The organism is Anaerocolumna xylanovorans DSM 12503 (assembly GCF_900143645.1).
GTDB lineage: Bacteria > Bacillota > Clostridia > Lachnospirales > Lachnospiraceae > Anaerocolumna > Anaerocolumna xylanovorans.
In genome coordinates this window covers 250,711-272,059 of the sequence record NZ_FRFD01000010.1, presented here as the reverse complement: position 1 = coordinate 272,059, position 21,349 = coordinate 250,711, and the positions used below count along the sequence as shown (strand labels likewise).

General features: G+C 41.7%; 18 protein-coding genes. 13 read left to right on the top strand and 5 right to left on the bottom strand.

What is annotated here, in order from left to right:
* The first annotated feature begins 4 nt into the window (after nucleotides 1-4).
* The 10 genes from BUF11_RS17650 (at nucleotide 5) to hisC (ending at nucleotide 8,393) form a co-directional block, all read left to right on the top strand.
* On the top strand, nucleotides 5-241 hold the full coding sequence (locus BUF11_RS17650; RefSeq protein ID WP_073590173.1) for a hypothetical protein: 237 nt from the start codon (nucleotides 5-7) through the stop codon (nucleotides 239-241).
* 240 nt (nucleotides 242-481) lie between these two features.
* Complete coding sequence (locus tag BUF11_RS17645) at nucleotides 482-1,669, top strand: ABC transporter substrate-binding protein (RefSeq protein ID WP_073590172.1); 1,188 nt, start codon at nucleotides 482-484, stop codon at nucleotides 1,667-1,669.
* A gap of 39 nt (nucleotides 1,670-1,708) precedes the next feature.
* The gene (locus tag BUF11_RS24460; RefSeq protein WP_175562093.1) at nucleotides 1,709-1,858 is read left to right on the top strand and encodes a hypothetical protein; all 150 of its coding nucleotides are present in this window, start codon (nucleotides 1,709-1,711) and stop codon (nucleotides 1,856-1,858) included.
* A 95-nt stretch (nucleotides 1,859-1,953) separates the two neighbouring features.
* The gene (locus BUF11_RS17640) at nucleotides 1,954-2,832 is read left to right on the top strand and encodes a branched-chain amino acid ABC transporter permease (protein ID WP_073590171.1); all 879 of its coding nucleotides are present in this window, start codon (nucleotides 1,954-1,956) and stop codon (nucleotides 2,830-2,832) included.
* Nucleotides 2,833-2,839: 7 nt separating this feature from the next.
* On the top strand, nucleotides 2,840-3,826 hold the full coding sequence (locus tag BUF11_RS17635; protein ID WP_073590170.1) for a branched-chain amino acid ABC transporter permease: 987 nt from the start codon (nucleotides 2,840-2,842) through the stop codon (nucleotides 3,824-3,826).
* Nucleotides 3,827-3,842: 16 nt separating this feature from the next.
* Entirely contained in the window at nucleotides 3,843-4,601 is a 759-nt protein-coding gene (locus tag BUF11_RS17630) for an ABC transporter ATP-binding protein (protein WP_073590169.1), read from the top strand.
* Between the two features lie 12 nt (nucleotides 4,602-4,613).
* A complete protein-coding gene (locus BUF11_RS17625) occupies nucleotides 4,614-5,324 on the top strand; it encodes an ABC transporter ATP-binding protein (protein ID WP_073590168.1) in 711 nt (236 codons plus the stop codon).
* Nucleotides 5,325-5,337: 13 nt separating this feature from the next.
* Nucleotides 5,338-5,961, top strand: coding sequence for a cytidylate kinase-like family protein (locus BUF11_RS17620; protein WP_073590167.1), 624 nt, complete (start codon nucleotides 5,338-5,340; stop codon nucleotides 5,959-5,961).
* A 159-nt stretch (nucleotides 5,962-6,120) separates the two neighbouring features.
* Nucleotides 6,121-7,314, top strand: coding sequence for a pyridoxal phosphate-dependent aminotransferase (locus BUF11_RS17615; RefSeq protein WP_073590166.1), 1,194 nt, complete (start codon nucleotides 6,121-6,123; stop codon nucleotides 7,312-7,314).
* A gap of 8 nt (nucleotides 7,315-7,322) precedes the next feature.
* Complete coding sequence (hisC, locus tag BUF11_RS17610; RefSeq protein ID WP_073590165.1) at nucleotides 7,323-8,393, top strand: histidinol-phosphate transaminase; 1,071 nt, start codon at nucleotides 7,323-7,325, stop codon at nucleotides 8,391-8,393.
* A 63-nt stretch (nucleotides 8,394-8,456) separates the two neighbouring features.
* Here hisC and BUF11_RS17605 read toward each other — a convergent pair whose 3' ends face one another.
* The 5 genes from BUF11_RS17605 to BUF11_RS17585 all read right to left on the bottom strand — a co-directional run bounded on the left by BUF11_RS17605 (nucleotide 8,457) and on the right by BUF11_RS17585 (nucleotide 15,905).
* Nucleotides 8,457-10,472 (bottom strand): DUF2264 domain-containing protein, encoded by a 2,016-nt coding sequence (locus BUF11_RS17605; protein WP_073590164.1) that lies wholly within the window; start codon nucleotides 10,470-10,472, stop codon nucleotides 8,457-8,459.
* 42 nt (nucleotides 10,473-10,514) lie between these two features.
* Nucleotides 10,515-12,689: a glycoside hydrolase family 31 protein gene (locus BUF11_RS17600; RefSeq protein WP_073590163.1), complete on the bottom strand. Its 2,175-nt coding sequence runs from the start codon at nucleotides 12,687-12,689 to the stop codon at nucleotides 10,515-10,517.
* A gap of 15 nt (nucleotides 12,690-12,704) precedes the next feature.
* Nucleotides 12,705-13,535 (bottom strand): carbohydrate ABC transporter permease, encoded by an 831-nt coding sequence (locus tag BUF11_RS17595; protein ID WP_073590162.1) that lies wholly within the window; start codon nucleotides 13,533-13,535, stop codon nucleotides 12,705-12,707.
* A 27-nt stretch (nucleotides 13,536-13,562) separates the two neighbouring features.
* Entirely contained in the window at nucleotides 13,563-14,471 is a 909-nt protein-coding gene (locus BUF11_RS17590) for a carbohydrate ABC transporter permease (protein WP_073590161.1), read from the bottom strand.
* Between the two features lie 87 nt (nucleotides 14,472-14,558).
* Complete coding sequence (locus tag BUF11_RS17585; RefSeq protein WP_073590160.1) at nucleotides 14,559-15,905, bottom strand: ABC transporter substrate-binding protein; 1,347 nt, start codon at nucleotides 15,903-15,905, stop codon at nucleotides 14,559-14,561.
* A 308-nt stretch (nucleotides 15,906-16,213) separates the two neighbouring features.
* On the opposite strand from BUF11_RS17585, the gene BUF11_RS17580 reads away from it, so the two are divergent.
* The 3 genes from BUF11_RS17580 to BUF11_RS17570 all read left to right on the top strand — a co-directional run bounded on the left by BUF11_RS17580 (nucleotide 16,214) and on the right by BUF11_RS17570 (nucleotide 21,347).
* Entirely contained in the window at nucleotides 16,214-17,962 is a 1,749-nt protein-coding gene (locus BUF11_RS17580; protein ID WP_073590159.1) for a sensor histidine kinase, read from the top strand.
* A gap of 3 nt (nucleotides 17,963-17,965) precedes the next feature.
* Complete coding sequence (locus BUF11_RS17575; RefSeq protein ID WP_073590158.1) at nucleotides 17,966-19,570, top strand: response regulator transcription factor; 1,605 nt, start codon at nucleotides 17,966-17,968, stop codon at nucleotides 19,568-19,570.
* A 61-nt stretch (nucleotides 19,571-19,631) separates the two neighbouring features.
* The gene (locus BUF11_RS17570) at nucleotides 19,632-21,347 is read left to right on the top strand and encodes a glutamine--tRNA ligase/YqeY domain fusion protein (protein ID WP_073590157.1); all 1,716 of its coding nucleotides are present in this window, start codon (nucleotides 19,632-19,634) and stop codon (nucleotides 21,345-21,347) included.
* Nucleotides 21,348-21,349 lie beyond the last annotated feature (2 nt).

Below are 21,349 nucleotides of genomic sequence, written 5' to 3'. Positions count from 1 at the left end.
TTTTATGGTTTTCTTAAAGAGGCTGCTTAAGGGAAATAGCAAAGAAGCAGAAGGAACGCTTTCCAAAGAAGCTGTTAAGACAGAGGCGGGGGAGGTGTCTGGGTCGGAAGAACATGAGATTGTTGAGAAGGAAATTCTTCCGGAGAAGATGATTTGCCCTGACTGCGGAGGTATAACGCTGGTAGGATTGGACTTCTGTGACAAATGCGGCGGTGAGCTTGGTAATTATGAGAATTATTAGTAGTTCATAATTTTTGTTGACAAATAGAAAACACAATAGTAAGATAAATGCAGAACAAAGGCGTTCAATAGTATACGTGTATTTTGAGCGCCTTTTTGTTTTTTATATTCTACTTTTACTTTTAGGGCTTATAGTTACTCGATAAGCTTCTGTTTTTACTCTGGCACTTTAATACATTAACCGGACACTGGTTTATAGCAGAGAACTAACGGATGCTATTATATTTAAGGGAGGTTATTTATGAAAAAAGTATTTAAAAAAGTTGTCAGTCTTGGATTATTAGGAACGCTGACAGTTGCTTCATTAGCAGGCTGCGGAACAAAAAATACCGGCAGCACGGGATCAGATGGGAGCGATGCTTCCGGCACAGGTGATGGAACTTTCTTAATCGGTGGTTTGGGCCCCTTAACAGGTCAGGCTGCTTCTTATGGTATCTCTGTGAAGCAGGGTGCTGAGGTGGCTATTCAGGAAATTAACGATGCAGGCGGCGTTAAGGTTGGGGATCAGACATTAAAGTTAAAATTAGAGTTTGAAGATGATGAGGCAGATGCTGATACTGTAACAGCAGCTTATAATACCTTAATGGATAAGGGTATTCAGGCACTTCTTGGAACCGTAACCAGCGGTGCAGGGCTTGCACTTGCAGACCAGACCTATGCAGATGGTATTTTACAGATTACACCCTCCGGTTCTGCAAAAGAGTTAACCAAGAATCCCAATGCATTCCGCCTTTGCTTTACAGATCCTCTTCAGGGAGAGACAATGGCAGATTATGTAATAAATACGCTGGGATTAAAAAAGGTTGCTATTGTTTATAATAATGCAGATGATTACAGCACCGGTGTTGCGGATGCTTTTGAAAGCAAGATAAAGGAACTTGGCGGTGAGGTTGTTGCCAAGGAAGCTTTCGTAACAGATGCGGTAGATTTTAATACACAGCTTACTACAATTAAAGGTACGGATGCGCAGATTATATTTGCACCGGTTTATTATCAGGATGCCGCTTATATTACCACACAGGCTTCAGAGCTTGGCATGACACTTCCTTTTGTCGGTTCAGACGGTTGGGATGGAGTGCTTGATAAGGTAGTTGACAAGAAGGTATTAGAAGGTGCCGTTTTCTTAAGCCCTTTCTTTGCAGCAGATCCGGATACTGCCGTACAGGCATTTGTAACGAAATATAAGGAAAAATATAATACTTCACCGGACCAGTTCGCAGCAGACGGATATGATACCGTGTACGTTATCAAGGCAGCGCTTGAAAAAGCCGGAAAAACTGACAGTGCAGATTTAATTGAAGCAATGACTCATATTGAAGTTAAGGGCCTTACCGGTACCGTCACCTTTGATACAAACGGTGAACCGAATAAGGGTGCTAAGTTTATTGAGATTAAGAATGGGGAATACACCGCAAAGACAGTACAATAACAGTAAGCTTAGTGGGAGTTATTGCCATAGGAGTGATTTATGAATATGAAAGATTTTGGGCTGAAGTTAAGAATTTCCGACTTTAGTCCAAATTCTTTCTTTTTTAAACAAAGCGGACTGGGAGCTAGTCTGAACTTGTTCGCTTTTTTCGGAAGAGAAGGAGAGAAGGCCTCCGGAGGGAGCGAATAAGCTTATGAGGAAAATATAATGCGGTACGGACAAAAAAGTTAGGCTGAAAAGTAATTTTTAACTACGGATTAACGGATATCCAGAAAGAGGGTAATATGGAAAGTATTATTGAACAGTTTATAAACGGCTTAAGGTCGGGAAGTATATATGCCTTAATAGCTCTTGGGTATACCATGGTATATGGTATTGCAAAAATGATAAACTTTGCCCATGGGGATATTATTATGGTGGGGGCCTATGTCCTTTACGTGAGCATAACAGATTTAAAGATGCCGGTAATACCGGCGGTGTTATTTACTATCATTGTATGTGCCATATTGGGTATCGTGATAGAAAAGGTTGCCTATAAGCCTTTAAGAAAGGCTCCTCCGCTGGCGGTATTAATTACAGCTATCGGTGTAAGCTATTTGCTGCAAAGTGTTGCCCTGTTAATTTTTACGGCAAATCCAATTACTTTCAAATCTATTATCAATCTGGATACCATCAAAATAGGGGGAATTACGATACCGGGCATTACCATTGTAACCCTGGTTGTTACATCAGTTTGCATGATAGCCCTTACCCTGTTTATCAATAAGACCAAAGCAGGAAGTGCTATGAGGGCAGTATCAGAGGATAAGGCAGCAGCCCAGCTGATGGGCATTAACGTAAACCGTACCATTTCCCTGACCTTTGCTATTGGCTCTGCCTTAGCAGCAGTAGCAGGAATTATGTTTATCTGCCAGTTCCAGTCCATAAAACCCACCTTAGGAGCCCTGCCCGGCATCAAGGCCTTCGTTGCGGCAGTCTTAGGCGGTATCGGAAGCGTTCCGGGAGCAATGCTTGGAGGAATACTTCTTGGAGTTATTGAGAGTTTATCAAAAGCATACCTTTCAACAGAACTTTCTGATGCGATTGTTTTTGGTGTTTTGGTTATCGTTCTTCTGGTTAAGCCTTCCGGACTTCTTGGCAAGAACCGTATAGAGAAAGTGTAGGTGGAGTATGGGAAAAGGAATTTTTACAGTAAAGAATTTAATAAAATTAGCCGCTGTTATTGCTGTTTACCTTATTATAATGACAGTGATGGAAGGGAACTTTGCCACCAGGCATTTTAAATCCCTTCTTGTACCGATCGGAATTAATATTATTCTGGCGGTTTCCTTAAATATTACCACCGGTTTTCTTGGAGAACTGTCTTTGGGACATGCGGGCTTTATGGCTATCGGAGCTTATTCGGGAGCTTTATTTACCATCTTTGCCGAGAACCATACGGGAATCCCAAACTCCCTTGCCTTTCTGATAGGCATAATAATCGGAGGTATCGTGGCCGCTTTATTCGGCGTAGTAATCGGAATCCCCGTTTTACGCCTTAAGGGAGATTATCTGGCAATCGTTACTCTTGCTTTTGGTGAAATCGTCCGCTCCATTGTTAACTTTCTTAGTGTTACGGGCGGAGCAAGAGGCTTAAGCGGAATTCCCAGATATACCAACTATAAATGGACCTATGCCTTTGTTATCATAACGATTGTTTTGCTTGCTAACTTTGTAAAATCCCGTTATGGAAGGGTTATCAGTTCTATCAGGGATAATTCCATTGCGGCAGAATCCATTGGTATTAAGGTAAGTAATTATAAAATCATGGCTTTTGTAATTGCAGCCTTCTTTGCAGGAGTGGCAGGCGTGCTCTTTGGGCATAACTTAAGTATCTTAAAGCCCGGCAACTTCGATTACAATAAATCCATTGAAATTCTTGTTATTGTAGTACTTGGCGGTATGGGAAGCATCCCGGGATCTGTCATATCGGCTATCATACTTACTCTGTTACCCGAATTTTTAAGAGGGGCAAGCAACTACCGGATGCTGCTTTACTCACTGGCGCTTATTTTGATTATGCTGTTTAATTCTTCTGAAATCCGCCAGAGGTTAGAAGATTCAGGAAAGTTCCCCAAGTTGCCCAAATTGCCAAAATTAAAGGCAAGAGCCAGATAGAAAGGAGAGAAGAATTTTGAATTTATTAGAAGTAAAAAATCTAGGTATCTCCTTTGGAGGCTTAAGAGCGGTAGACAATGTTAATCTATTAATTGAAAAGGGCCAGCTTTATGGATTAATAGGGCCCAACGGTGCCGGAAAAACAACAGTATTCAATTTACTTACCGGTGTATACAGGCCAACGGACGGTACGATAAAGCTTGACGGTGTGGATTTAGTGGGGAAGTCTCCCTCGGAAATCTGCAAATCAGGAATTGCAAGAACCTTTCAGAATATTCGTTTATTTAAGAAAATGACGGTGCTTGACAATGTCAAGACAGCGCTTCATAATCAGCAGGGTTACTCTCTGGCAGAAAGCTTTCTTCATCTGGGTTCCTACTTTAAGAGGGAGAAGAGCATGGATGAAAAGGCTCTTGAGATTCTGAAAGTATTTGATTTGGATGGTCAGGCACATTATCTGGCCGGCAATCTTCCTTACGGAAAGCAGCGTAAGTTAGAAATAGCCAGAGGTCTTGCGACGAATCCGAAATTGCTCTTACTGGATGAGCCTGCTGCCGGTATGAATCCCAATGAAACAGCAGAGCTTATGGATACCATCCAGCTTGTGAGAAAACGTTACGGTATTACGATTCTCTTAATTGAGCATGATATGAAGCTTGTGTCGGGAATTTGCGAAAAGATACTGGTGTTAAATTTCGGGATGGAATTAGCAGCAGGCACACCGGAGGATGTCTTAAATAATCCCGAGGTAATTACCGCATATCTTGGAGAGTAAAGGAGAGACACTATGGCAATGTTGAAAATAGAGGATTTGAATGTATATTACGGGGTAATCCAGGCATTAAAAGGGATATCCTTTGAAGTAAACGAAGGAGAAGTTATTGCTTTAATCGGAGCAAACGGTGCCGGAAAAACCACGATTCTTCATACAATTACGGGCTTGATAGGGGCCAAGTCGGGACATGTATTATTTGAAGGCAAGGATTTGACAAAAACTCCTGCCCACAAAATCGTAACCATGGGGATGGCACATGTACCGGAAGGCAGAAGGATATTTTCCGAGCTTACGGTATATGAAAATCTTAAGATGGGAGCTTATACCAGAAAAGATAAGGGCGAGATTGAAAGCACATTGAATAAGATATATAATAGATTTCCAAGGCTAAGAGAGCGGAAGAACCAGATAGCAGGAACCCTAAGCGGCGGTGAGCAGCAGATGCTGGCTATGGGAAGGGCCCTGATGTCGCAGCCCAGGATTATACTGATGGATGAACCCTCCATGGGGCTGTCTCCCCTGTTTGTATCGGAGATATTCGATATCATAAGAGAAATCAGCGAGAGCGGTACGACAGTTCTTTTGGTGGAGCAAAATGCAAAAAAAGCACTATCCATCGCCACCAGAGCGTATGTTTTAGAAACCGGCAAGATTGTTCTGGAAGGAAAGGCAAGTGAACTTCTGAATGATGATTCCGTAAAGAAAGCATATCTTGGTGAATAAAGGAGGAGTTGGTATGGATAACTTTGTGATTACCATAGCAAGAGGCTATGGCAGCGGCGGCAGGACTATGGGGAAAATGTTAGCCGAAGAGCTTGGAATACACTATTATGACAGGGAGCTGTTACGTCTGGCTTCAGATGAAAGCGGAATAAATGAAGAACTGTTCGGACGGGCGGACGAGCAGCTAAAGCAGAGCCTTTTATACCGGATAGCCAGGAAAGAATACAAAGGCGAACTGATTCCGCCGGACAGGGAAGACTTTGTTTCTAATGATAATTTGTTCAGCTATCAGGCAAAGGTTATCAGAAAGCTGGCAGAAGAAGAATCCTGCGTTATCGTCGGAAGATGTGCGGATTATGTTCTAAGGGATATGGATAATGTAATAAAAGTTTTTGTTCACGCCTCTCTGGAGGATTGCGTAAAAAGGCTGGAGGGTATGTACAGCCTGCCAGGGAAGGAGCTTGAAAAGAAAGTACTTGAAACGGATAAAAGAAGGGCGGCATACTACCGTTATTATACCGGCAGGGACTGGGAAAATGCGGGGAACTATGATTTGTGCGTCAACAGTAAACGATTGGGCTTTGACAAATGCGTGCAGATTGTGAAAAATTATCTGGATATCCGTCAGGGAAAATAGTAAGAATTAGAAAAGACTTGTTTTTACAGGTCTTTCCTTTTTGTATCTGAATTCTTAGAAAAATGAATTAGTGTGCAGGCATGACTTGTAAAAAAAGACAGCTGTATGCTATACTGTTAAAAATAAAAGAAAAGATACAGTAAAGGAAAGAGGTTTCGTATGATTTCTGAAAAAATGAGTGTAATGGTAAAGAACAGTTCCATAACCAGGGCCATGTTTGAAGAAGGAAAGCGCCTGGCAGCGATTTATGGCAAGGAAAACGTATATGATTTCAGCCTTGGCAATCCCAGTGTGCAGCCGCCTGTTTCAGTAAAAGAAGCGGTAATTGACATTGTTACAAATGAGGAAACGACCTTTGTTCATGGTTATATGAATAATTCCGGCTATGAAGATGTCAGAGAGAACATAGCTGTCCATTTAAATAAAATCCATAGCACCTCATTTCATAAAGATAACATCATAATGACCGTTGGTGCGGCAGGAGGATTAAACGTAATTTTAAAGACCCTGTTAAATCCCGGCGATGAAGTTGTTGTTTTCGCACCATTTTTCGGAGAATACCGTAACTATGCGGATAACTATGATGGAAAGCTTGTGGTAATCAGCCCGGACAAAGAAACTTTTATGCCGAACCTAAAGGAATTAGAAGAGAAGCTCACCGGAAATACCAAGGCAGTTATTGTAAATACACCGAATAATCCTACAGGTGTAGTATATTCCGAAGAAACAATCAAAGAGCTTTCTAAGGTACTGGAAAAGAAGCAGCAGGAGTTTGGTAATCCGATCTATCTGATATCCGATGAACCATACAGAGAATTAGTTTATGGAGATGTATTCGTTCCATATCTTACGAAATATTACAAAAATACCATTGTAGGCTACTCCTATAGTAAATCTCTGTCCCTTCCGGGAGAGCGTATAGGTTATCTCGTGATTCCAAAGGAAGCAGAGGATTACGAAGAGATTTTTGCAGCGGCAAGTGTTGCAACCAGAATTCTTGGCTTTGTAAATGCTCCATCTCTGATACAAAGAGTAGTTGCAAGATGTCTGGATTCGGAAGTGGATATTTCCGTTTATAATGAGAACAGGGAATTGCTATACAACAGCCTCAAAGAATATGGGTATTCCTGTGCAAAGCCGGAGGGGGCATTTTACCTCTTTGTTAAGACTTTAGAGGAAGATGACAAGGCCTTTTGTGAGCGTGCGAAAAAGCATAATATCCTTTTGGTACCAGGTGTTGCTTTTGGCTGTGCAGGTTACTGCCGTATTGCGTATTGTGTAAGCAAAAGTACCATTGAAGGAGCGTTGCCCGGTTTTAAGAAGCTTTACCAGGAATATCAAGAAGAAAGGTAAAAGACAATATGAAACAGTGGGAGCAGTATTTCAGAAAGGTTGTACCCTATGTTCCTGGGGAGCAGCCCAATAAACCCGGAATGATTAAGTTAAACACCAATGAAAATCCCTATCCGCCCTCACCGGAGGTGAAAAAGGCAATGGAAGAATTTAAGATGGATCAGTTAAGACTTTATCCCGATCCCTCTTCCACTGTTTTAACAGAGGCTCTGGGTGAGGTCTATGGCTTAAAGAATGAGCAGATTTTCGTAGGAGTAGGTTCTGATGATGTGTTGGCAACAGCTTTCCTGACCTTTTTTAATTCTACAGAGCCAATCCTGTTTCCTGATATCACCTATTCCTTTTATGAGGTATGGGCAGCACTTTACAATATCCCCTTTGAGACAATCCCTTTAAATGAGGATTTTACTATCAGAAAAGAAGATTACTACAGGAAAAACGGCGGAATTGTCATAGCTAACCCCAATGCACCTACTTCTCTGAATTTAGGCCTTGACGCTGTCAGGGATATCTTAGAGCATAACCGGGAATCGGTTGTTATAGTAGACGAAGCCTATGTGGAATTTGGCGGAGAAACAGCTCTGCCCTTACTGAAGGAATTCGAGAATCTTTTAATCGTGCAGACCTTTTCAAAGGCTTACTCCATGGCAGGAATCCGTATCGGATATGCCTTTGGGGCTCCTTCTCTTATCAAGGCATTAAACGATGTAAAATATTCATATAACTCCTATACCATGAACCAGCCTTCCTTATGCTATGGGGCAGAAGCGGTAAGAGACCAAAAGTATCACAAGGAAATTCTTGACAGGATAATGAAAACCAGGACCTGGGCAGCTGAAAGCCTCCGTGGTCTCGGTTTTACTATTTTGGACTCGAAAACAAACTTCTTCTTTGCTTCTCACAGGGAAGTACCGGCAGAGGTGATTTTTAACGAATTAAGGAAAAAAGATATTTATGTGCGCTATTTTAAAAAGCCCGGAATTGATAATTTCCTAAGGATTACCATAGGAACGGATGAGGAAATGAAGGCATTTATTGATGCGGTTTCCGATATTATCAAAGAGCAAAAAGCATTCTGATAATAGTCAGACCACAAAAGGGCTGCTGCATTTAAATTACTTTTGCAGCAGCCCTTTTGCAGTTTATATCATGAGATTTCCTTCCATTTCCTCATAGTTTATTTCATAACTTTGACCATCTCTTAATTCAATTCTAACCGGTCCGCAGCCGCCGCATTGTTCACTGTCACGAAAAGAAAGACTGCGGATAGGAAAAAGTTCGGATTCTGTGAAATCTTCTCCTCCCTCCTTGCTTAAGACAGCCGATACCATAACATAGGGTTCATAGCCATATAACTTTTCTCTTTTACTGGTTCCATAGAGCAAAAGACTCTTAGCGGATATTGGATTTACACCTGTGCGTTCCTTTAGCTCAATCGTATCAAAACCGGAATAGACGGTAAGTGCCAGCTGCCTTGTATCACTTTTTAGTACCATTGACTGTGCGCCGTTAAGGCTTCTTTTTTGGATACTGACAGTATCATCGGCGGGAAAGCCATAGGCCCCCATAAAGAGCCGGTACGGTTTATGTGGAATTCTGGTTTTATCTGCACGGAGCATGCCGTTCGGGAGCGGTATATCTGCCAATTGGATGGAAGACTTTCCCTGAAAGTTGTATTGAAAGTCAAAATAAGCCATTCGGTAGAGTACTTTTTCTCTGACCCCTGCGTACAGCATAATATTCGGAACCAGCGCTTTTTCCTCTCCGTCGTATAAAAGACTGTATTGCATTGCCTCGGCACCTTTATAATCAAAGGCTTCCCAGGGAAAATGGCTGTGAAAGGATAAGCGTATATAGTAAGGAATATATTCATCCTCCGGTTTAAACAGGGCTTTTGCCGTTCGGAATTCGACAGAACCGTTAGCACCGTGGTGATCCGCTACAATACCGGGGCCCTCCATGATAAAGGTCTTATTTGCATTTTCTTTCATTTCCTCCCAGCTGCCATTGCTTTCAGCGGCAGTCCAAAAGGGATGATTATCAGGAAAACAGAGGCAGATAAAAGGATTGGCCATCCAGAAAGGACTCTCGGCGCAGCTGTATTCCTGCACCATAGGAGAAAATTCCTTGTAAAATCCCAGTGTGGGAATTCCGTTTTGAAAGACGTCTTCCCTGGTGATGAATTGGAGCAGAGCACCGGAATTAATCCTTCGTGCCAATCCCGGATGAGCTTTCGGGTTATTTAAGGCGAAATTTGCAGCAAAGGGAGCTGATACGGCATTGCGGTAAATACCGCTTCTTCCCCAGAGGGTAACATTTGCGTTTTTATCAAACAAGGCTTCATAACGCTCTACAAGGCAATTGGAGTTTTTTTCAATTTGTGAGGCAATATAAGGCTCTTTTTGGTACCCATACCAGGCATTCCAAAGAGGTGCATATACCTGAAATGCCCAGGGAGAATAATAATCAAAGCGGTGCCCGTCCCGGTACCATCCGTCTCCTGCATAGTAGGACAGGATTGCCTGTGCATGGTCACGCATAATAGATTCATCAATGGGATATCCCTCTTTGTGGAGAAAGGCAAGAATCAGCATGTTAAACAGGCGCCAGTTATGGGGCTCCGTATATCCATTTGCGAATTCCATCAGATACGCGGCAATACAATCTTTTTCCTGCTGGCAGTAGGTATCCCAGAGTATATTTCTTGATTGCTCCAGTCCAATGACAAGAGATGCACATTCACAGGTATGCTGGAAGGCGCGCTCCCCGGGAGCGGACATACTCTGAACTTCCTTTAAAGAGAGCATATAGCTTGCAGTCCCTTTTGTAACGGCAGAAAGAATATGTTTCCTGTAATATTCCGTTAGAGAATATTCGCCTATTTTTGTTTCAGGCCTGTTAAAAAGAAGTGGGGCGGCAATCAGAAAACTGCGGGAAAGGCCCTCAAACCGTGCGGCATATTCCTTCCAGGGAGAGGTTTTCTCATTGGGATAGCTTACGGCATACTCTGTTCTTGGGCTAAGGGGCAGACTGTCCATTGAAGCAACATTTGAGAAGATTCCTTTAAGCAGAAACTCACAGGCATCCAGCCAATGCTGCCTGCCCATACCTGTATAGGGACTAAGTGTGTAATCCGGGTTTCTTAATTCAAATTTCATAATGACTTCCTTTCGGCGGATAATCTTAGAGGCAGCTCTGATTTAATACTGATTAATTGTAATCCTGTCGCTTTGCAGCTGGCCCGTATGCTGTATTACTTCTGACATTGGGATACCTGCTCCTTTTTTTACAAGTGCAATTCCGCAAAGGCTTCCGGAAGGTAAGCTATGCCAATGTCCGCCTTCATAGACATTGTCTTTGTTTTCCAAGTCAACCCATAGCCCCTTTGGGAGGTAAACACTTCTTTGGGATATATTGTCCTCAAACAGGGGAGCTGCCAGAATGGAGCTTCCAAACATATACTGGTCATCCAGTCCGATGCAGGTATTGTCATCCGGATATTCAAAAAACATGGAACGCATCATTGGCCAGCCTTTTTCCGCGGATTTTCTGCTTTCCTCATAGATATATGGTATCAGCCGATATCTGAACTCGACCTGTTTTCGGAACAATGCCAGGAATTCTTCTGAATAATGCCAGGGTTCCTTAGGCGGAGCACCGTGACAGCGCATATGAGAAGAAAAAACAGACATAAACATCCATCTTTTATAGAGTTCCTCCGGACTTTTCCTTACAAACCCTCCGGCATCATGGCTCCAGAAAGTGAATCCGCACATTCCAAGAGAGAGTCCTCCCCTTAAAGTAGAAAGCATTCCCATATTGGTATTTTCCGCGTCACCACCCCAATGCAGGGGATAGCGCTGGCTGCCTGCCCAGGCACTCCTGGCCCAGATGATGGATTCCCCTTTTATTTGCTTTGTTATGTCGGATACTGCTTTATTATAGCGGAGAGGATACAGGTTATGCTCTGTTATTCCGGATTTTCCGGAGGCATATTTTCCGTGAAGAGGCGCTGCTTCACCGAAATCAGCCTTGATAGCTGCCACCCCCATCTCCAGCAGGGGCCTTAGCTTATTCTGATACCAGGCTGCCGCATGTTTGTTGGAAAAATCCAAAATAGCATCATCGGCAGGCAGGTTACCGTCAAAATCCTGAACAGCATAGCCGTTATCTACAATTTCCCGGTACAGTTCATTGCCGGGAGTAAAGTAAGGAAGCTGCCACAGGCTTACGTGAAAACCGTTTTCCTTTAAGCTGTTTATCAGCTTTTGGGGATTTGGAAAGCGTGTGGGGGAGAACTGATAGTTGCAGCGCCAGTCTTTTTCAAACCAGCCGGTGTCTAAATGAAGAACATCACAGGGAATGCGGTAATCCCGAAGCTTTCCGGCAGTTTCCATGACTTCTTCTTCTGATTGGTAAGATATTCTGCTCATCCATAAGCCAAAGCTCCAGAGGGGAGGCATGTTGGCTCTTCCTGTCAGGAATGTATAACCGGTGAGTATTTCTTTGGGAGTTCCGGCGATAAAAAATAAGTCTATCTTTTCATTGCCGATAAATATTGTTTGTGCCTCCCGGTAGCGGCTGCCGAAATCGAACGTAACCGGAGCGCTTGTATGGGTGAAAATTCCGTAGCCCTTTGAGCTCATATAAAAAGGTATTGGTTTATACATTTCCTGGGTTTGTACGCCATGGGGGTCTTTTGTCCATAAAACAACCTTTTGCCCTAATTTATCCAAACCCGTAAAGCTCTCTCCGCAGCCGTAAAAGTGCTCTCCGGGGCTTATGGAAAAAGAAGCCGCCGCCGTCTTCTTAAGATCAGAGGCTCGTTTTACATAGGAAAAAGGGAGCGGGTTATAGTTAAGAAGGCATCTGCTATCGTCCATATGAATGGACCTGGTCAGTAAATTGCCGCAGGAATCTCTAATCTCCAGGGTAAAAGGGCAGGAAGTTATAGTGATTTTCAATTTATCAGTAGTCAGAACCAGTGAATTTTTTTCCCGTGCAGTCTTGCAGGGATATGCCTTAAGCTCTTTCTCCAGCATGACAGAAGTTTCTTTTTGAGGTGCTGTATTATCCAGGTTTACCTGTAAACGAAAAATATTGGAGTCATAGAAGGAAAGACTTATTTTATGAGAGGGAGACTCTTCATAGTCCGGCGGGAAAGTCCAGGAAGCGGATTCTTCATAAGGATAGGAAATGCCGTTAAAGGAAAGCCGTTCCTTACGCCGGTATCTTTTAAAGGAGACAGAGCCGGTCATGCTCTTCTCCTCAAAGGTGTTCATTTCAGATATATTAAAAAAGGTATTGCTGACGGAGGAAAAATCCTCACTGCAATCAATGACATGACCCAGATAGTTTTTTTCTGTTGAATTCATTTAAAGCCCCTTTCTTCAGCCCTTTAGTCCGCTGGTAGCAATTCCTTGTACAAAGAACCGCTGAAAAGCCAGGAATATAATAAAAACAGGTACCAGAGCCACTACACTGGCGGCCATAATGAGTCCGTATTCAGTGGAGTACTGTCCGATAAACATTCTGATACCAAGCTGAATGGTTTTCAGATTTGTTGTATTAAAATAAATCATAGGTCCCATAAAATCATTCCATATTGTGACAAAGCTAAAAATGGTAAGTGTGGCTAAGCTGGGCTTTGACAATGGAAGGACAATACGGAAATAAATACGGTAATCGTTTAATCCGTCAATCTTGGCGGCTTCCAACAGGTCGTTTGGTATGGAAAGATAAAACTGGCGCATGAGGAATACACCAAAGGCAGTGAAACTCTGCAGCAGGACATATCCAATATGTGTATCAACTAAATGAAACTTATTCATAAGACTGTACTGGGGCAGCATATAAACCTGCCAGGGTATTGCTATAGTAGTAACGTAACAGAAAAATAAAAAGTCCCTTCCTTTGAAATTGATCTTGGAGAAGCCATAGGCCGCAAAGCTTGAGGTTGCTATCTGGATCACTGTAATTACCAGAGTTAATTTAAGAGTATTCCAGACAAAAAGCCCGAAAGGGATCTTACCCCATATTACAGTGTAATTCTTCCATTGCGGATTTTTGGGAATCCATCTTATCGGAAGAGAAAAGACTTCACTGTCCAGTTTTAAGGAAGCGCTAAGCATCCAGATAAGAGGCAGAAGAGTCAGCAGTGTAATTAACGATAATACTGTATAGGTTAGAAATTTAGAAAATTTACTTTCTCGTATAATCATAATAATCCTCCATTCCTTAATAAGGCATTACATATAGCTAAGCCACTTTTTCTCCACTTTAAACTGCAATACGGTAATAGTGCCGACGACTATAAATAATATCATTGCAGCCGCGCTTGCCTTGCCGTAATTCCAGGCGATAAAGGACTGGTTGTAAATATATTGGCTTAACATAGTTGACGCATTTCCCGGACCGCCTTCCGTCATCATATAGACAAGGTCGAATATCTTAAAGGAATTAATGGTTAGCATCATTAATACAAAGAAAGTACTGGGTGCTAAAAGCGGAAGCGTAACTCTGAAAAACTGCTGCCTCTTTGTAGCACCGTCAATGGTAGCTGCCTCGTAAAGCGAATAGGGGATATCCTGAAGGGCTGCCAGGTAGACGATCATAAAATACCCCATGTTTCTCCAGATACTTACGATGATAAGGGCTGGTATAACGGAATGGATACTGGCTGTCCAGCCGGGAGGGTTTGCAATTCCAATCATTTTGAGAAAGGAGTTAATGGGACCGAAATCCTTTTGGAAAAGAGCATTCCATACAACGGCTATTGCAACAATGGAAGCCACATAAGGAAAGAAGATGGAACTTCTGAAAAAATTAATTCCACGGAGCTTGTTGTTTAGAAGGACAGCCAACCCTAAGGAAGCCACCAAAGTAAACAGCACCGTAAAAGCGGAATAGTAAACAGTTTTAAAAATGGCTCCTATAAACACCCTGTCTTTGAAAATATAAATAAAATTCTTTATGCCGATAAATTCCATAGAATGAAAGCCGTCCCATTTCATAAAACTTAGAACAAGTGAGAAGGTGACTGGAATCAGGATAAATATAAAAAAGCCAATGAAATTTGGTAAAATAAAAGAAAGGCCCAGAAATAAGTTTTTAGTTCCAAGAGAAAGACCCTTTCCTTTTGCCTTAGAGTTCTTCATGTAATGTCCTCCCTGTTTTCTAAAAAGATAATAGCATTTTATAAAAGTAGGAGAGTGGCCGTTTTGCCACTCTCCCACAGGCAATTTCTATTGACCCTGAATTTCCTTATTTCTTTCGGACATTTCCGCAAGGCCCTGGTCAATGCTATATTCCCCTAGCATTATTAAGCTGTGAACTTCTCCAAGCATTTGATTGACCTCAGCCGTCTTTTCTTCTATAGGGCGGTCCAGAGTAATCTTTTTTACAGCGGTTAGGATTTCGAGAGCGTTATCAGGCATACCCTCTGCCTCTGCTACAAAACTCATGGAGTCAGTGCTGATGCGGGAAGGGACTAATCCTGCCTGTGCCTGAATCAAAGCACCTTCTTCACTGGTGACAAAATCAACAAATTTCCAGGCTGCTTCTTGTTTTTTGGAAGAAGCATTGATAGCGATGGGGGTTACGGAACCCACAGTCCAGCCAGCCTCTACGCCTTCCGGATGTGGAAGGACAGCCATTCCCCAATTAACAGTACTTTCACCGGCTTTGATTTTATCGATTAATGTTGAGCAGAACCATGTTCCCATTGGCATCATTGCGATATTACCCTGAAGAAAAGGGCTGGAGTAATGGATATTACCGGTCTTAAGGGTCGCATAATCCATAATGGTACCGGCATTCTGCATTCTAAGTGCCATTTCATAGGAATCTTTCATGAAGGAATAATCACTGTCCAAAATGGTATGTTTACCGTCCTGAATTGCCCAGTTCTGGACGCAGGCCTGCCATGTATGAAGAAGAGCCCCGTATTTTTTGTCCGCACCTTCGCCGCTGGTAAGCTTTGATGCGAGATTTTCAAAATCACTCCATGTCATGTCATTGCCGGGATAGGCAACTCCTGCAGCATCAAATAAATCCTTGTTATAAAATAATACATAAAAACTTGAGTTTACAGGAAGGGCAAAAACTTTTCCGTCATCTGTAGTAAAGCTGTCGGCCAGACCGTTAAATACGTTTAAGTCCAAACCTTGTCTGTTTATAAAACTGCTTAAGTCGGCCAGCTGCCCTTTGCTCTCAATTGCTTTAATGGTATCTCCGTCTTTGATCCAGAAAACATCCAAGTCATTATTTCCGTTTAGCATGATGCTTAACTTATTGGTGTATTCCGAGGATGGGATATCAATAAGGTCGACTTTGATATCAGGATTTCGGGCCATAAATGTATCAGCCATAGTCTTTGCTGAAGCAGAACTTGTGTCTAAGTCCCAGACAGATGCTTTGATAGTAACCTGCCCGGTATCGCCAGAGGTCTTAGCATCCTCTGAAGCGGATTCTGTTTTACTGTTTGAAGGTGTTGAATTCTTTGTGCTGTCACCTTCGCCTTTACAGCCTGCCAGTAACAGACAGGAAAGTACGGTAATCAGCACAGCTGCAATAAGCTTTTGCTTTTTCATAAATATCCTCCTTTTGAAATGTATTGATTATTGTGATTGTATTATACATAAACTGATGATTAATTTAACCTAACAAATTTTCTTAATAACCACACTTTTTTTATAAATAATTCCCGGTGCTTTCTGAAATATAATACTATTTTTAGAATTAATACTATTTTTCTCCTTTTTTTAATTCGCTTTTTGGGGAACCGGAAATATGATATACTGATGGAACATAACTAATTATAATCGGCAGTACAATCTGATAGTATTAATAACAGAAATAAGCAAAGTCTCCAGACTTTGAAAGGAGCATGGTTATAAAAATGAAGAAATATGGCATTAAAATGAAAATACTGCTCTCTACTTCTCTCTGCGTGCTTCTCTTTAGCCTGGCAAGCAATCTGTTCTTATATAGTTATATGGGAAATATTATTTTTTCAAAATCTACGGAACTGGACAGGCAGTATATCCAGGCAGTAAAAAAACAATTGGAGCAGTATATCAGCGAAACAGATAATTTGGGTATGAACTGTGCCTTTGATACGGAAATAGCAAAAGCTCTCTCCCTTAACGGCAGCCAGACTGTAAAGGAGCGAAGCCTTTGCTTTAAGGCACAGGAAGCTTTGAATACCTATTTATCAGCCAGCATGAATAATAAATTTATAAACCGCTTAATTGTATTTAATAAAGATTCCATATTAATAGAAGCCAGCGGTACTATGCAAAGCGGTTCTATCGATACCGGAAGTAAGCTTAGGGCTTCTGAACTGTTTCATCAGATACAGGATAAAACGATTCATTCTATCTATACAATAGCACCTTCCCTTTCCAACCCCAAGGAAAATGTTTTGGTATTTCTTTGCCCTGCCATACAGATCCATACGGCTAAAACCGTAGGATATATTTATATTGAAATATCTCCTGCGTTAATATTGTCACAGCTGCGGGCTGCTCACCAGTTGGACGGAATTTTTGTGAAGGATTCAGAAGATAAAGTGTTTTTGGCAGTGTCAAAGTCCATAAACCGGAAGGAGTATGCAGATTTACCTCTAAAAGATGGGACAACAATAAAAAAGGACGGTCATAAATACAAGGTGAATGCAATGCCGTTATCACATTTTGATTTGACAGTATACAGCATATCCTCCTCTGAAACAACCGCAGGAAATGAAGATACCAGAATGCTCTTTGTGTTAGTAGTTATTCTGGCAACTACCGTCAGTGTCGGCTTTGCTGTTGCCCATATACTGTCAATTTCAATTACCAAGCCCATTAAGATACTGATAACGCGGATAGAAAAAATATCAAAGGATAATGATTTTTCCTATGATTCCCAGATTGAAATTTCGGGCGATGAAATCGGAGAAATCGGAAGAGTGGTAAATTCCATGTCTGCAAGCATCAGCCGCCTTCTGATAGAAACAGAAAAAATGTATGAGCAAAAGAAGGATGTGGAAATCTCTCTTTTACAAAGCCAGGTAAATCCTCATTTTTTATACAACACCTTGGATTCCATACGGTGGATGGCCGTTATCCAGAAATCCAGTTCCATTGCCAATATGACAATGGCATTGGAGAATCTTCTTAGAAACGTTGCAAAGGGGACCGGTGAGAAGATTACACTGAAAGAAGAAATAAGCCTTCTGATGGATTATATCCATATTCAATCCATCCGCTATGTGGAAGTTTTTAACTTTGAAAATAAAATTCCGGAAAATCTCTTATGCTGCCGTATAGTGAAATTTACCCTTCAGCCTCTAATTGAAAATGCTATTTTTCATGGGATTGTGCCCACAGGGAGATTTGGGAATATTATACTTGGCGGCAGAGAAGAGGAGGGTATCTTATACCTGTATGTTGAGGATGACGGAGCCGGTATGGAAAAGAAAGAAATGCTAAGACTGGATGAAGAGGAAGAGGAATATTCCAATAAGGATTCCTTTAGCGGTATGGGAATCAGGAATGTGAATTCAAGGTTAAAACTGATATATGGACAGGAATCCGGTCTGACCTATGAAAGCAAAGAACACGCTTATACACGTGTTACTATCCGTATACCAAAGGAGGTATAACTGATGTTCCAGGTAATGCTTGTAGACGATGAAACTATTATACTTTCCGGTATAAAATTTCTTATTGACTGGGAACAGGAAGACTGTACGATTATGCATACTGCCAAGAACGGCTCCGATGCTCTGGAGAAGATCAGGAACCGTCAGCCGGACATTGTACTATGTGATATCAAAATGCCTGTTATGGATGGAATAGAACTCCTTAAGGCTGTTACGAAAGAGTTTCCTTCCATTGTTTTTATCATGCTTACCAATTTTCAGGAATTTGATCTGGCAAGAGAAACATTAAGGCTTAGGGCTGCCGATTACCTGCTAAAGGCGCAGCTGGAGCCTGCCACCCTGATTAAAAGCCTGAATATGGCAAAAGAGGAATGCAGGAAACGTTCACAGCTAAAAAAGGCTGATACACTAAGTAACTATTACAATTTGAAACAGAAGGAAATACTTGACAATGCTTTCTTGAAAATACTATTCGAATCGGAAGATTCCTCCTTTATGAAAGCTGCAAAAGTTTTAAATGACAATCATATGCTTACCGGCTATTCTTATTTTTATATCCCGCTGGATTTATCGGGTATGCCTGAAGGCAGCTTTTCCAGCCAGAAAGATAAAAAGAAGATACATGCATGGATTAAAGAGCTCACAAAACAAATATCCGAGCAGATTTTTGTCCACCATCTGTTTATCAATACAGGGCAGACGGATTGCATTATACTATATCTCTGGGGCCTTAATAAGGATTCGAAGGAAAACTTCTCATTGTTTCAGAATAAACTTTCCACTACTGTGAGTAAAATCGTACAGGCACGATGCATCGTTTATCCAACCCAGGTTTATTTTGGTGAGAACCAGCTCATTGCCTGCAGGGAAGAACTCATGTACCTGATTGAAATATATTATCTGGGAAAAGAGCTGGAACCGGTTAATGCAGCACGTCCTGTGTTTGAACCTTTGGGTCTGCTTGGAATCGGCGACCGTTTAACAACAGAGCTGAATGCAAAGAATATAGCAGGAGTGCTTTTGCTTCTTGATAAGGCTTCTGAGAGAATACAAAATGTGGTACATCAAAAGAGCCAGGCTGTCTGGCTGTGTTCAGAGCTTTACCGCTCATTGGCAAAATCCCTTAATATGAGTAATTCTGCTGCGGAGGATTATCAGGAGATTAACAGTCTTATGACCAGAAAGCAGGTACTGCTCTGGATTGATAAATTAAAGAACTCCATACGGGAAATGCTTTATCAGAATCCCGGTATGAAATCCCGGCCGGTAGAGATGGCAAAGCAATATATAAAAGAGCATATAGATGAGCATATTAATCTGCAGGAGGTGGCAGAGTATGCAGCAATTTCTCCGGCATATTTTTCTTCCCTGTTTAAAAAGCAAAGCGGACAGAGCTTTGTTGATTATGTGAACAAAGCAAAGGTGGAGAGGGCCTGCAGCTTAATAAGGGAAGGAAATTACCGCATCAATGAAATTGCTTATAAGTTAAGTTTTGAAAATGCTTATTATTTTACCAGAGTATTCCGTAAATTTACAGGTACTACACCCAGGGAATACCAGAGAGAGGTGTGTGATAAAAAGACCGAATGGGACCAACCTCTATTTTGACTAATTAATAAAGATGTGGTATTATATATTTTAATTTGATAATTAAAGGAGGAACACAGCCATGGATAATGAGCAAGACAAAGAAGCTGTTTTAAGTAGCAGTGGAAACAATCCGGCTGACAATGAAGTAGTCTCAAAGAATTTTATTGAGCAGATAATAGAAAAGGACATTAAAGAGGGACGTTGTACTACTGTTGTAACACGCTTTCCTCCTGAACCCAACGGTTACCTTCATATAGGACATGCCAAGTCCATTTTACTGAATTATGGACTGGCCAGGGAATACGGCGGCAGGTTTAACTTGAGGTTTGATGACACGAATCCTACCAAAGAAAAGACGGAATTCGTGGAATCCATTATAGCAGATGTAAAATGGATTGGCGGAGATTATGAAGACAGGCTGTTCTTTGCTTCTGATTACTTTGACCAGATGTATGAAGGTGCTGTGAAGCTAATTAAAAAAGGAAAAGCCTTTGTCTGTGATTTAAAGGCAGAGGAAATCAGGGAATACAGGGGAACCTTGACGGAACCCGGTAAGGAAAGCCCTTACAGGAATAGAAGTATCGAAGAGAATTTAAGGCTCTTTGAAGAAATGAAAGAGGGCAGGTACGAGGACGGTTCCAAGGTGCTGAGGGCAAAAATTGATATGGCCTCACCCAATATCAATATGAGGGATCCTGTCATTTACCGTATTGCAAGAATGACCCACCATAACACGGGAGATAAGTGGTGCATTTATCCCATGTATGATTTTGCACATCCAATTGAGGATGCCATTGAGGGAGTGACCCATTCCATCTGTACGCTGGAGTTTGAAGACCATAGGCCTCTTTATGACTGGGTAGTAACCGAATTGGAGTATGAAAACCCTCCGAAACAGATAGAATTTGCCAAGATGTATCTTACCAATGTCATAACCGGCAAGCGCTATATCAAAAAGCTGGTGGAAGAAGGAATTGTTGACGGCTGGGATGATCCCAGGCTTGTATCCATCAGTGCTTTAAGAAGAAGGGGCTTTACACCGGAATCCATTAAGATGTTTATGGAATTGTGCGGAGTATCAAAGAGCCAGAGCTCTGTGGACTATCCTATGTTAGAATACTGCATCAGAGAAGACCTAAAGCTTAAAAGACCTCGTGTAATGGCAGTATTGGACCCGGTTAAACTAATCATTACAAATTATCCGGAAGATATTACAGAATTCATGGATGTATCCAATAATCAGGAAAATGAAGAGATGGGTACCAGAAAGGTTGCCTTTAGCAGGGAACTTTATATTGACAGGGAAGATTTTAAGATAGATCCTCCGAAGAAATATTTCAGACTGTTTCCGGGAAATGAAGTAAGGCTTATGAATGCCTATTTTGTAACCTGCACCGGCTATGTAACGGATGAAAACGGAGCAGTAACGGAGGTACATGCCACCTATGACCCTAAGACCAGAAGCGGTTCTGGCTTCAATGAGAGAAAAGTCAAGGGGACAATCCATTGGGTTGAGGCAAAAACTTCGGTTAAGGCAGAAGTAAGGTTATATGAGAATATTGTCGATGAAGAAAAGGGAGTATATAATGAGGATGGAAGTCTTAATTTGAATCCGAATTCCATCACTATATTAAAAGACTGCCGCATTGAGTACAGCGTAGATGAAGCAAAGGCTTATGACAGTTTCCAATTTTTAAGACACGGGTTTTTCTGCGTGGACTCGAAAGATTCTGCGAAGGACAAACTGGTATTCAATAGAATTGTGTCGCTTAAGAGCTCATACAAACCTGAGTAAAG

Excerpts from the sequence above, each read along its gene's own strand:
- BUF11_RS17650 (WP_073590173.1), top strand. The coding sequence starts at position 5 with ATGGTTTTCTTAAAGAGGCTGCTTAAGGGAAATAGCAAAGAAGCAGAA.
- BUF11_RS17645 (WP_073590172.1), top strand. The coding sequence starts at position 482 with ATGAAAAAAGTATTTAAAAAAGTTGTCAGTCTTGGATTATTAGGAACG.
- BUF11_RS24460 (WP_175562093.1), top strand. The coding sequence starts at position 1,709 with ATGAATATGAAAGATTTTGGGCTGAAGTTAAGAATTTCCGACTTTAGT.
- BUF11_RS17640 (WP_073590171.1), top strand. The coding sequence starts at position 1,954 with ATGGAAAGTATTATTGAACAGTTTATAAACGGCTTAAGGTCGGGAAGT.
- BUF11_RS17635 (WP_073590170.1), top strand. The coding sequence starts at position 2,840 with ATGGGAAAAGGAATTTTTACAGTAAAGAATTTAATAAAATTAGCCGCT.
- BUF11_RS17625 (WP_073590168.1), top strand. The coding sequence starts at position 4,614 with ATGGCAATGTTGAAAATAGAGGATTTGAATGTATATTACGGGGTAATC.
- BUF11_RS17620 (WP_073590167.1), top strand. The coding sequence starts at position 5,338 with ATGGATAACTTTGTGATTACCATAGCAAGAGGCTATGGCAGCGGCGGC.
- BUF11_RS17615 (WP_073590166.1), top strand. The coding sequence starts at position 6,121 with ATGATTTCTGAAAAAATGAGTGTAATGGTAAAGAACAGTTCCATAACC.
- hisC (WP_073590165.1), top strand. The coding sequence starts at position 7,323 with ATGAAACAGTGGGAGCAGTATTTCAGAAAGGTTGTACCCTATGTTCCT.
- BUF11_RS17605 (WP_073590164.1), bottom strand. The coding sequence starts at position 10,472 with ATGAAATTTGAATTAAGAAACCCGGATTACACACTTAGTCCCTATACA.
- BUF11_RS17600 (WP_073590163.1), bottom strand. The coding sequence starts at position 12,689 with ATGAATTCAACAGAAAAAAACTATCTGGGTCATGTCATTGATTGCAGT.
- BUF11_RS17595 (WP_073590162.1), bottom strand. The coding sequence starts at position 13,535 with ATGATTATACGAGAAAGTAAATTTTCTAAATTTCTAACCTATACAGTA.
- BUF11_RS17590 (WP_073590161.1), bottom strand. The coding sequence starts at position 14,471 with ATGAAGAACTCTAAGGCAAAAGGAAAGGGTCTTTCTCTTGGAACTAAA.
- BUF11_RS17585 (WP_073590160.1), bottom strand. The coding sequence starts at position 15,905 with ATGAAAAAGCAAAAGCTTATTGCAGCTGTGCTGATTACCGTACTTTCC.
- BUF11_RS17580 (WP_073590159.1), top strand. The coding sequence starts at position 16,214 with ATGAAGAAATATGGCATTAAAATGAAAATACTGCTCTCTACTTCTCTC.
- BUF11_RS17575 (WP_073590158.1), top strand. The coding sequence starts at position 17,966 with ATGTTCCAGGTAATGCTTGTAGACGATGAAACTATTATACTTTCCGGT.
- BUF11_RS17570 (WP_073590157.1), top strand. The coding sequence starts at position 19,632 with ATGGATAATGAGCAAGACAAAGAAGCTGTTTTAAGTAGCAGTGGAAAC.